A 12,185-nucleotide genomic window follows, 5' to 3' on the forward strand; every position below is an offset into this window, starting at 1 on the left:
TGATTTGAGTGCCCATCTTTGTCGTCTATGGGGCACCATTTACCTGTTTCTCAACATCCCCCGATATCTCGACAAACCCGCAGAAGACGGGAACTACGCGCCGAAGCGCCGGCGCAGTTCCGCGGTTGACATACGGGAGGCAGGTGCCGGTTCAGCACAACCCGTAGCCACCAGCTCCAGACCCTGGCCTCCGGGCCGCCTTCTGAGCAATTCGACCAGCCTGACATTGGTGAGAGTCGAGCCTGGCAGGGTGGACCGAGATGATCGGGCAGCTCGCCGATCTGCCGGATATCGACCCGCTGCCGAACTTCGAAGCGCTCCTGTCCATCTCGAGCAGGTTGTCACTCCATTCAGCTGCTATGCTTGCCATTCACCGGCTTCCGCTTGCCTGGATTGTTCTGCACCTGTCTGGTTCCCGGCCAAATAACTAGAGCGCTGAGCTCCGGATATTCGTGGATCGCAAGAGCATTGAGAAGACGAGGTGAATGAAGGGGATGCGAGCGCTGGCGATATCGGAGCCTGCGGGCTCTACCGATGGCCGGCGGAGGAGCTTTAGCCATCATCCGGTTCCGGGACGGTGTCGCGGTTCCATCGCATGGGGATACACGCCGTGGCAGGGAATGTCGGGAGGCGGCGGCTTCGGACTGCCCGAGCACACATGGCCTCATCAAATCTGATTCAATTGTTCGCAGATTGGCAAGACACCCATTCCTAGGGTCTGGCCAGCTTGTTCTTTGGGGGGAACATCCAAATGAAATTTGCCAGCTACGGCGCTCGAAGCGAGCTGCTGTATCGGTCCTGTCTGATAATGGCCGGTCTCGCATGCCTGCATGCAAACGCGGCATACGGCCAGGCGACGAGCCGCGTAACGCCTGAGACCGCCGCGCCGGTGGAGCGCTTGCCCGATGGCGAGCTTGCCTTGCCCGAGACCCGTGTGACCGCGGCGCCCGAAGGGGCCGAAGAGCTGTTCGTGGAGGTCGGCATGATCGAAGTGGTCGATGCCGATCCAGCCTTCGCGGCAGAGATCGAACGGATCGTCGCGCCCTATGCCGGCCGGACCGTCGCGGTTTCCGAGCTCTATGGCGTCGCCGCGCAGATCGAGGCGCTCTATGCCCGCTCCGGCCAGATCCTGACGCGTGCTACCGTTCCGCCGCAGCAGCTGACCGATGGCTCGACCTTCCGCATCCGCATCGTCGAAGGCTTCATTGAAGCGGTCGATGCCAGCGCGCTGCCGGCCAGGGTGCGCTCTGCGGTCGAGGCGCGCGCCGCACGGCTGGTGGGCCGCCGGCGCCTGACCATGCGGGATATCGAGCGGCACCTGCTGCTCGCCGCGCGCGTTCCGGGCGTGGCGCTGACCAGCGCGCTGGCGCCGGGCGAGCAAGTGGGCGGCGCGCGGCTGATCCTCAATGCGGACTATCGCCCTGTTTCCGGCCGCATCGGCGTCGAGAACCGGCTGAGCGATGCCTATGACAATTGGAGCGTGGACGCACAGATCGTCCTCAATTCCATGCTGGGTGCGGGCGAGCAGATCTATGCGGTCGGCTCCACCGCAACGGATTTCGCGATTTTCGAGAATGCGCCCATGCGCCGGATCGCCGGTGCAGGTGTGATCGTTCCGATCGGCACGGACGGGCTGACGCTGAATGCGGAATATCTCCACGCCGATACCAACCCGAACATGCCGCAGGGCGCCGCGCCGATTGCGGGCAAGCTCGACCGTGTGGCGCTGCGCCTGCGCTATCCGCTGGTGCTGACCCGGCAGGAAAGCCTGAACCTGTCGGCATCCTTCGACCTTCTGGAGGAAAGCCAGCGCGTGCGCGGCTTCAGCCCGGCGCTCAGCCGTGACAAGCTGCGCTTCGTCCAGCTGGGCATGGACTGGAGCAAGGCGCTTGGTGGAGGCACCGTGGTCAGCGCCGACCTTGCCGCAACGCAGGGCCTCGCGATCTTCGATGCGCGCGATGAGGCCGATGCACTGGCGAGCGGCGTATTGCTGTCCCGCCAAGGAAGCGAGCCCGACTTCACCAAGATCGAGGGTTCGGCAAGTCTCGCCCTGCCCATTGGCGGCGGTTTCCTGCTGACGGGTATTGCGCGCGGCCAGGCCAGCCTGTCGGGCGCCTTGCCGAGCTCGGCGCAATTCTCTCTCGATGCGGCAGACGCGCTGTCGGGGTTCGAGCTGGGATCGATCAATGTCGATAGCGGAGCGACCGGGCGTATCGAGCTGGCATTTGCCGGCTATCCGCAGGTCCCGTTCGTATCGCCCTATCTCTTCGCTGCCGGAGGGCTTGGCCGCGTGTCGCAGCCGACCGTGCTCGAGCGGCGCGACGTCGATGGCTGGTCGCTGGGCGGCGGGCTTCGCTTCGAACTGGAGCACGGCCTGTCCGCCCATGGCGAACTGGCGCGCAGCCACAGCAACATATTCAACGATGACGATACCCGCATGACCGCCGGTATCGCGTTCCGTTTCTGACAGCTCGGGGGGAGCCCAGAACCATGACAAACCGCACCAAGATCGTCCTTTCCGCATCCACCATCCTGTCCTCGATGGCGCTTGCCGCCACGGCGCAGGCGCAGGCCGTGCCCAGCGGCGGCAGTGTTGAAGCTGGATCGGCAACCATCTCCACAACGGGCAACCTACAGACGATCACCCAGACTTCTGAGCGCGCGGTGATCAACTGGACAGACTTCAGCATCGCCAGCGGGAGCACTGTCGTCTTCACCCAGCCAGCCGGCAATTCGGCCACGCTCAACCGCGTGACCGGCACGGCGCAAAGTACCATTGCCGGAAATCTGATCAGCAATGGCGCGGTCTATATCGTCAACCCCAACGGCATCCAGATAACCTCTTCGGGCCTCGTCAGCACCTCGAGCGGCTTCGTCGCCTCCACGCTCGATATCACCGATGACGATTTCATGGCCGGGGCTGGCACCTTCGGTGGCGATGGCACGGGCACGGTCAGCAACCGCGGGACAATCGTCGTCGGAACAAATGGCTATGTCGGTTTGCTCGGCGGCCAGGTCGATGCGGGCGGAACCATCGCAGCGGGCACCATCGTGATCGGCGCGGTCGAGGCAGCGACGCTCGATCTGAATGGCGGCGGCTTCCTCCAGCTGGTGATGCCGGGCATAACGCCGGGCAGCACCCATATTACGCTGGGCGCAGGTAGTGCACGCGCGGCGGTGCGCGGTGCAGTGAACCTGCCGGGTAGTGTCGAGGCTACCTATGTCACCGGCACCAATGGCAATGTCACCCTGTCGAGCGTCGTGACAGGAGCCAAGGTACTTGTCGCCGGGACCGGCGACGTGACGGTGAGCGGCACCACCATTTTGGCTGGAAGCGGCCCGATGGTGATCGGCGCGCGGGGCGGCATTTCGGTCAACGCCGCCTTATCTAGCGGCGCCGACAAGGTGATCCTGCGCGCCGATGCAGCAGGCACGGGTACCGGCACGGTCGATTTCGGCACGGGCGGCTCACTGTCCTTCGCCGGAACCGGGCAGGCGGTAGACATTTTCTACAATCCCGCCAGCTATGCCGCGCCGACGAATTTCAGCGCCAACCTCGTCGGCGCCGGTGCCGCCACCGCTACCCTGAACGCCTATATGCTGGTGAACGATGTGAACCAGCTGCAGGCGATGGACACCAATCTCGCCGGTATCTACGCGCTGGGCCGCGATATCGATGCCTCGGCCACCGCTGGTTGGAATGGTGGTGCGGGCTTCGATCCGATCGGCTCCTCTTCCAACCATTTCACCGGTACACTCAATGGTCAGGGCCATGTGATTTCAGGTCTGACCATTGACCGGGAATATTTCAATGACATTGGCCTGTTCGCCTCTCTCGAATCGGGCAGCCTGATCCACGATCTCAGCCTCGATGGCGGCAGCGTAACCGGGTTCTACTACACAGGCGCACTAGCAGCCAGAAGCACAGGCGGAACGATAAGGAACGTTTCTTCAAGCATGGCAGTGACGGGGGACTACGACATTGGCGGGTTAGTGGGGGTAGCCGATGGTACCACCATCGCCAATGCGTTTGTCAGCGGGGCAGTCTCTGGCATTTCCAATATTGGCGGACTGGTCGGGGAGACCAACGACGTCAGTATCAACAACGCATTCGTTTCTGGCGCAGTCTCCGGCGGCTCGGATGTTGGCGGAGTGATTGGCTTTGATATCCTCGAAAGTGTAGTCAGCAATGTCCATGTCTCCGGCAGCATCACGGGAAGCTCCTTCGTTGGCGGGGTGATCGGCACTGGAGTCTTAACAAATGTCTCCAATGCCTATTGGGACACATACTCAACGGGCCGAGGCACCGCGATCGGGGACAATCTCTCAGCCACCGTGAACGCAACGGCCGTCACCAGCGATCCGGCGCAATCGGCTGCGGCAAATTACGCCTTCACCGTAGGTACTTACAGCAGCCTCGATCTCACCAACACATGGTTCCAGGCAGAGGGCATGCGCCCGATCCTGCGCAGCCTGGCCAACCCGGCCGTGGGCGGGGTGATCGACATCACCAATGTCTACCAGCTGCAGCTGATGGGCGCGAACCTTGGTGCCAGCTATCGCCTTGCCAACGATATCGACGCCAGTCTTGCCGATGGCAGCGACATCTCCGGCATATGGGACAGCCGCGGCTTCGCGCCGGTTGGCGATGGCTCCACGGCATTCACCGGTGCGTTCAATGGTCAGGGCCATGTCATTTCGGGCCTGACGATCAATCGTCCGGACAAGGATTATATCGGTCTCTTCGGCTATAGCAGTGGCTCGATCCGTGATGTCGGCCTGCTAGATGTGGACCTGGAAGGATATGAGGCCGTCGGGGGGATTGCTGGCGTCCTCCTTGGCTCGATCGACAATGCCTATGTTACAGGATCAATAACAGGGTATGCCGCATCGGGCGGTCTGGCCGGATATGGGGGTGGGGTTATCCAGAACTCCTATACGGCGGTTAGTCTATCCGGATATTCCAGGACGGGCGGGCTGGTTGGTAACTCTTACCAGCTGGCCATAAGCAATTCCTATTCTTCAGGCGCTGTAGCAGGATATCAGTTGGTTGGTGGCCTGATTGGCGTTAGCGAAGGAAACACCGTCATCAGCAAAAGCTATGCGGCGGGTGCAGTCTCAGGGACCAGCGATGTCGGAGGCCTTCTCGGTTTTAACCCGGACAGCACCACCACGACCACGGATAGCTACTGGAATATGGAAACCACCGGGCGGACTGGGAGCCTCGGACGAGGCACTGCCATAGGCGGCACCGGCCTCACCACCGAGCAGATGCAGCAGGCGGCCAGCTTCACCAATTGGGACATCAGCGGCACTGGCGGCGAGGACACGATCTGGCGCATCTACGAAGGCAGCACCGCTCCGCTGCTGCGCAGCTTCCTGACCCCGCTGACGGTATCGCTGGCAGACGCCACGGTCACCTATGACGGGACGATGCAATCGCTCGACTCCGGCAGCTATACGCTCGGTAGCGGCGGCAATCCGGCACTCGTCTTCGGCACACTGACGGGCGGCGTTTCGGGCACCGATGCGGGCGCCTACCACTTCACCGATCCCGTGGGTCTCTATTCGAACCAGCAAGGCTATGACCTGATGGTCGGCACCGGCACGCTCACCATCGATCCGCGCGCCATCACCGTGACGGCGGATGCGCAAAGCCGCATCTATGGCGATGCCAACCCGGCGCTGACCTACACGGTGGGCGGGCAAGGCCTGGTGGGTGGCGACACACTGAGCGGCGCGCTGGCTACTGCAGCTACCGTGACCTCCAATGTCGGCACCTATGGCATCACGCAGGGCACGCTCGCCGCTTCGTCCAACTACACGTTGACCTATGTGGGTGCGGACCTGACGGTCACGCCGCGTGCCTTGAGCGTGGTTTACACCGCCGATGCGGCGAACCGCATTTACGGCGATGCCAACCCGGCACTGACCGGCAGCTTTTCGGCCACCGGCCTCGTCAATGGCAATACGCTGTCCGGCACGGCGATCTGGACGACCTTGGCGGACCTGACCTCCGATGTTGGCAGCTATGGCGTGACCGGCTCCGGCCTCAGCGCCAGCAGCAACTACACGCTCAATGCCAGCCAGGCGCCGGGCAATGCCAGTGCTTTGATCGTCACCCCGCGTGCGTTGGACGTTGTCTACACCGCCGATGCGCTGAGCCGGATCTATGGCGATGCGAACCCGGTGCTGACCGGCAGCGTTGCGGCCACCGGCCTCGTCAATGGCGATACGCTTTCGGGCACGGTGAGCTGGGCGAGTGTGGCAGGGGTAACCTCCGATATCGGCAGTTATGCCGTCACCGGCTCGGGCCTCAGCGCCGGCAGCAACTACACGCTCAATGCCAGCCAGGCGGCGGGCAATGCCAGTGCACTGACCGTCACGCCGCGTGCCGTCACGGTGCTGGCCGATGCGGCAAGCCGAATCTACGGCGATGCCAACCCGGCGCTGACCTACACGGTGGGCGGAATGGGCCTGGCGAATGGCGACACGCTGGGCGGCGCGCTGGCCACCAGTGCGACCGCAGCCTCCGATGTAGGCACTTACGGCATCACGCATGGTACGCTCGCAGCCTCGCCCAACTATACGCTTGCCTATGAGGGTGCGGAGCTGACGATCACGCCGCGCATGCTGGCCATCATCGCCGATGCGCAATCGCGCCTGTTCGGCTTTGCCAATCCGCAGCTGACCTATGGCGTCAGCGGTCTCGTCAATGGTGACAGCCTGACGGGCGCACTGGCGACTGCCGCCAATGTGGCTTCCTTGCCCGGGACCTATTCCATCGACCTGGGCACGCTGGCCGCCTCGGCAAACTATGTGATCGACTATACTCCGGCAGAGCTGACGGTAATGCCGGTCGAGACGGAATCGGTGTCCAATGTGATCGGCGGCGGCTTCGGTCAGGCGCCGGGCATCGGCGCGGGCGTCAGCGGAAATGGTGCCGGTGCTGGCGAGGCCGGAGGGGCTCCGACGCTCAACCCGGTTGCGCTCAGCGTGGACTTCGGCGGAACTGGCGGAGGATCCTCCAACGGTGCGGAAAGTAACGGCGGAGAGGGCGGCGAGGCCCCGCTGCCAATCTGTCCTGAGGGAGGCGATCCCGCCAGCGGCAGCTGCCAGCCTTCTCCAGGCTAAGGCGCCGACGCCCGGCTACTCCATCACATTCGCTTCGGGCGGCGTCAGCTCGATGTGGATGCCGTCTACCTCCGGCCCGTTGGGGGGCATCTGGTAGCCATGGGCGATCAGGCGCGATTCCGGCAGGTCGAGCGCGGGCACGCTGTCGGGCCAGTAGTTCTCCGGGACGCGCCCTGAGACAGGGTTCTTGTAGTGGAACCACATCGGCAGGATGTCTGGCCAGGCATAGGTCACGCCCGTCCCTCCGCGGAAATGCTCCGCGCGGCGGCCAAGCTCGGTCATCAATATGTCGGGCGGCAGCCGTTCGACCAGCGGGCTCTGCCCGGCGGCCTGGCCGGGCGGGCTGACCGGCACACCGGCCCAGCCGTCCTTCCAGTTCTGGCTGGTCATGTAATGCTCGTCGATCGTCAGGCTCCATAGCCGCCAGATGCCGTCCTCCAGCACTGCCTGGTCGTTGGGATACATGCCCGAATTGAAGCCGGGTGAGTAAAGGGAGTTCCCTTCCTCTCCCGCCTCGCGCCGCAGGCCGGTTCGCGGCTGCCACAGGCGGGTGCGCAGATTGGCCGATCGCCCGTCATGCGAGACGTGGATGACCGGCTGGAAGCGCCAGTGATAGGAGATGCCGTCACGCAGTTCGGGCGGCTCTCCCCACATGGTCGTGGCGGCGGCCTTGATCCGTTCGCGGCCGAGATAGAAGCCGGCAAAGGGCGAATGCTTGTTGCCGTCCTCGGCGAAGATCGATGACAGCTCCACCCAGAAGAAATCGTCGAGGTAATAGCCATAGGCGGAGGAGACGTTGACAACGCCGTCATAGGCGAGCGAGCGTTGCAGGCGGCGTCGTGCATCGAGAAAGCGCTCGGCATCGCTGCGCGCAGGGCTGGCCGATTGCGCTGGCTCCAGCGCGGGGGTGAGCGGGGCGGACCCGGCAAGCTCGAAGCCCGTGATGGTGACGTCCATTCCGGTCACCGGATGCGGCTCGGTAAAGGCCGGGAGCACACCATGGCGCAGATGCGCGGTGCCGCCATGCGCCCAGCCGGAAGCATAGTCGGCCTCCAGCAGCGGATAGATGCGCATCTCGCGGATCTTCCATAGCCCCTCATCAAGCACGAAGCGGTTGCGGAACACGGCGAAGCTCCAACCTGCTTCCCCACCATCGCTCATCATGCCGAGGGCAATGCCGCGGGCATAGGCCTCACGCCGGTTATCGGCGACGGTGACGATGGTGTCGAAGCTGGGATGCTCGTTGAACTGGCCCTGTTCGAGGCCCTGCGGCCCCATGCGCTCCATCGCCTGCCGGATGGCGTCGGGTCCCGCAAAGGTGCCGACCCCGGCAATCTCCACCACCCCATCGGTCGCAAAGAGATCGACCACATCGTCCCACATCTTGCGGTCGACATAATAGCCATAGGCGTTCTGCAGGTTGCGGACGACATCCTCCGCATTCATCGCGGCGATGCGGTCTTCCAGGCTGTCGAGCGTGGCATTGCTCTGCGGGGCCGCGCCCTCGGCGGGCGGGACGGGAATGCCGGTTTCGTCCACCGTGAAGTGGAACGGCACCTGCGGCAATTGGGCGTTGCCGATATTCGCCCAGCCATTGGCGTAGTCGCCCTCGAACTGCGGGAAATAATGCAGCCGGGACAGTTTCCATGTGCCGCCTTCGAGCACATATTCGTTCTCGTATACGCCGCCTTCGATCGAGCTGCCGCCCTCGCCATCGCCGGACATGGTCATGCCCATCCAGCGCGATTTCGCGCTCCCGCCATCGGCCGAGAGATTGACCAGCGGGTCCTCTATGAACTCGGCGTGCAAGGCGCCCGGCGCCAGCCCGCGCGGGCCGATGCGGGCGCGCAGCCAGTTCTCGATCGCTGGCCTGCCGCGCAAGCTTTCCTCTCCCCAGACCAGTTCGGCATCATCCGCGAACAGGGCTGCCATTTCAGCGGCGAGGCCGAATTGTGCATATTGGGCGTAGAAGCGCTGGAGGTCCTTCACCTCGCGGATCGCCTCGACCCGCGAGACGTCGCGGGCCAGCTCGTCGATCTGCACGCGCGAGACGTCCTGCGCTGCAGGAGCGCCGGGCAAGGCGGCAACAAGCAAGGCTGCGATCAGCGATAGGGAACGCCGCATGAAATCCTCCCACACGTCAGTATTCTTATAGTCTGGGCACGCAGGATGTTGGGCGGGACGCGAACATTCAAGCGCGCTGTGCCCGCACGTCCTGCTTGCGCGGATTCAATGCCCTTTGGGTCAAACTCTGGCCCGATCCGGGGCGTGGCGCCGCCGATTTGACCGGCGCGGCGGCCATTGTTGCACATCGGCGACCGGAGGCGGTTCGGGCTCAGTCCAGTCAATTTCCCCCTCCTGCGCAGGCAAGTGCCCAACCGGCCAAGCCCATTATCTGCCCGGCATAAAATAAACGGGAGGTTTGGGATGAAACTGAAGGTTACTCTTTGTGCTGCTTCGCTGCTGGCGCTCGCCGCCTCGCAAACGGCCATGGCGCAGGACGCGGCGAACGAACCGCGCGAGGAGAATTCGCGCGACGACAACGTCATCTTCGTTACCGGCACGAAAATTGCCACCGATGTGCAGGACGTGCCGATCGCGATTACCGCGATCACCTCGGAAACGCTGGAATCGCGGGCGCTGACCAATACGTCGGAGCTCGGCGCGATCGTGCCGAACGCGACCTTTCGCAAGTCGCAGGGCGTCTTCGGTCCCGCAGTCTCGGTCTATTTGCGCGGCATCGGCCAGACCGACCCGCAATTCAACGGCGAGCCCTCGGTCGCTTACTATATCGACGACGTCTATTATCCGTTCCTCTTCGGCTCCCAGTTCGACCTTCTCGACCTGGAGCGCGTGGAGGTCCTGCGCGGACCGCAAGGTACGCTCTTCGGCCGCAACTCGATTGCCGGCGCGATGAACCTGGTCTCGCGCCAGCCGAGCCTGACGGAGGCCACGGGTTTCGTCGACGTTACCGTTGGCGCCTATAACCGCAGGGACCTGCGCGCGGGTTTCACCGTGCCGCTGACCGACACACTGGCCATCGGGGCATCCTTCATTTCGAAGAAGCGCGACGGCTATCAGGAGATGCTGGATTTCTCCTGCCAGATGCACCTCAACGGTACGCCGGAACTGGCGGGGACCTTCCCCTTCCAGTCGCCCGAAACCAGCTTTGGCGGCACGCGTGAGCCTACCAGCTGCGTTATCGATCACCTGGGCGGCGAGGATACGCGCGCCGTGCGCGGTTCGCTGTACTGGGCGCCGACGCCGGATGTCGAGGTGTCGATTTCGGCCGACTATACGGACCAGAACGACGAAATTCCCGCCGAGTACATTTTCGATACCGATTATGCGCAGACCACCACACGCGCAAACTTCGTGACGGCGGCGGACCAGTTCTCGATCCCCGGCACGCCGTTCCGCTGGGACGAAAGGTTCGAGACGGGCGATCCGTACCAGACTTTCGACAATTACTGCGATCCCTTCCCGGCGGGCACGCTGATCCCGGGCAACAGCTATTACAACGGTTCGATCTTCAAGGGCGGCAATTGCCACGGCAACACCGTTCCGCTGACCAGCCAGGGCGTGCAGGGCAAGATCGTGGTGGCGCTCAACGGGAATCTCGATGTGACCGCCATTGCCGGATATCGCGAACTGGATCTCAGCTTCGGTGCGGCATCGGACGGGACGGTGCTCAACGATTCGGTGATCTATCACGAATTCCACGAGAGCCATCTCACCGGCGAATTGCGGCTGACAGGCCAGTACGACTTCTTCGATTTCGTCACCGGCGTATTCTATTATGACGGCGAGGCCGATCACTTCGGCAATCCGCAGGGCGTGCGTGCAGGCACGCAGCGTTTCCAGAACGATGTCTACGAGCCTTCGGCGCTGGCCGGATATCTCAACGTCAATGTGCGGCCGACAGACCGCCTCTCACTGGTCGGCGGCCTGCGCTATTCGAAGGATGAAAAGGGCGTCTATTTCGAAAGCCTGACGGACAATACGCCGCCGGGCGAGACGACCTTCGTTCCCTCCGGAGCCAGCACCGTTTTCGATATCGATATCGAGAGCAAGCGGTGGGACTGGAAGGCCGGTGTCGACTTCGAGGTCAATGACAACCTGCTGCTCTATGCTTCCGCCGGATCGGGCTATCGCCTGCCGGGCTTCAATGTCCGTCCCTCGCAGGCCGGGCAGGAAGGCCAGACGCCGGGCGAGGCGCTGATCAGCTACGAAATCGGCGCCAAGGCCGAATTCTGGGATCGCCGTATCAGGCTGAACGTGTCAGCATTCCAGATGGACTTCACCGAACGTCCGGCGGGCTTCTCCGGCCAGGAAGGCCAGTGGAACGATGACCTCACCGGGCTGGTGGCGGGCGGTTCGACCGTCGTCTCTGCCGGACCGGAGGGCTCGGACTTCGCCAATGCCTTTACCACCTGCCGTCCCTATGACGCGGCAACCGACGGCCCGCCGGTGCTCAACACCACGCCCGACCAGGGTGTTGGCGTCGCCTGTGTCGCGCGCAGCTTCAGCTATGCAGTGGCAGAGGGCAGGATCCGTGGTTTCGAGGGCGAACTGGAAGCAGAACCGATCGACGATCTGCGGATCAACGGATCGGTGGGCTTCAACTCCTACAAGTCCGAGGACGAAGCTCAGCGCACGGCCGTGCCTGACTGGAATGCCAGCGCCGGTATCCAGTACGAGGTGCAGACGCCGATGCTCGACGGCTCGATCACGCCGCGCCTCGACTGGTTCTATTCCGGCACGATCTATTACAGCACCTTGCCCGAATATCAGGACAGCACGCGGCAGGACGCCTTCTCGACCTTCAACGGCCGCATCACCTACAGGAACGAACCGCTCGACTTCGAAGTCGCAGTCGGCGCGACGAACCTGTTCAACAAGTTCTACTACCGTCAGAAAGTCATCTTCCGGGGTTTCGGACTGCCGACCAATCTCGGCCAGCCTGCCGCGCCGCGGGAATGGTATCTCAGCGTCAAGAAGCGTTTCTGATCGCTTTATTGCCGGACCGGGCAAGACCTGCCCAGTCCGGC

Annotated in this window: 5 protein-coding genes; 4 read left to right on the plus strand and 1 reads right to left on the minus strand. The window is 63.4% G+C overall.

Annotated elements, in window-relative coordinates; translation table 11 throughout:
* Positions 1 to 260 precede the first annotated feature (260 nt).
* The 3 genes from E5222_RS16340 (at position 261) to E5222_RS00105 (ending at position 7,134) form a co-directional block, all read left to right on the plus strand.
* Positions 261 to 431 (plus strand): hypothetical protein, encoded by a 171-nt coding sequence (locus tag E5222_RS16340; protein WP_169053420.1) that lies wholly within the window; start codon positions 261 to 263, stop codon positions 429 to 431.
* 377 nt (positions 432 to 808) lie between these two features.
* Complete coding sequence (locus tag E5222_RS00100; RefSeq protein WP_169053421.1) at positions 809 to 2,467, plus strand: ShlB/FhaC/HecB family hemolysin secretion/activation protein; 1,659 nt, start codon at positions 809 to 811, stop codon at positions 2,465 to 2,467.
* Between the two features lie 23 nt (positions 2,468 to 2,490).
* Positions 2,491 to 7,134 (plus strand): beta strand repeat-containing protein, encoded by a 4,644-nt coding sequence (locus E5222_RS00105; RefSeq protein WP_136691453.1) that lies wholly within the window; start codon positions 2,491 to 2,493, stop codon positions 7,132 to 7,134.
* A gap of 15 nt (positions 7,135 to 7,149) precedes the next feature.
* Here the strand turns inward: E5222_RS00105 and E5222_RS00110 are convergent, their stop codons facing one another.
* Entirely contained in the window at positions 7,150 to 9,258 is a 2,109-nt protein-coding gene (locus tag E5222_RS00110) for a nuclear transport factor 2 family protein (RefSeq protein WP_136691454.1), read from the minus strand.
* A 303-nt stretch (positions 9,259 to 9,561) separates the two neighbouring features.
* On the opposite strand from E5222_RS00110, the gene E5222_RS00115 reads away from it, so the two are divergent.
* On the plus strand, positions 9,562 to 12,144 hold the full coding sequence (locus E5222_RS00115) for a TonB-dependent receptor (protein ID WP_136691455.1): 2,583 nt from the start codon (positions 9,562 to 9,564) through the stop codon (positions 12,142 to 12,144).
* Positions 12,145 to 12,185: the final 41 nt, after the last annotated feature.

Origin of the sequence: Alteraurantiacibacter aquimixticola, from assembly GCF_004965515.1 — a bacterium.
Lineage (GTDB): Bacteria > Pseudomonadota > Alphaproteobacteria > Sphingomonadales > Sphingomonadaceae > Alteraurantiacibacter > Alteraurantiacibacter aquimixticola.

Bases quoted from the DNA above. Each gene is read 5' to 3' on its own strand.
- E5222_RS00115 (WP_136691455.1), top strand. From the start codon at position 9,562: ATGAAACTGAAGGTTACTCTTTGTGCTGCTTCGCTGCTGGCGCTCGCC.
- E5222_RS00110 (WP_136691454.1), bottom strand. From the start codon at position 9,258: ATGCGGCGTTCCCTATCGCTGATCGCAGCCTTGCTTGTTGCCGCCTTG.
- E5222_RS00100 (WP_169053421.1), top strand. From the start codon at position 809: ATGGCCGGTCTCGCATGCCTGCATGCAAACGCGGCATACGGCCAGGCG.
- E5222_RS16340 (WP_169053420.1), top strand. From the start codon at position 261: ATGATCGGGCAGCTCGCCGATCTGCCGGATATCGACCCGCTGCCGAAC.
- E5222_RS00105 (WP_136691453.1), top strand. From the start codon at position 2,491: ATGACAAACCGCACCAAGATCGTCCTTTCCGCATCCACCATCCTGTCC.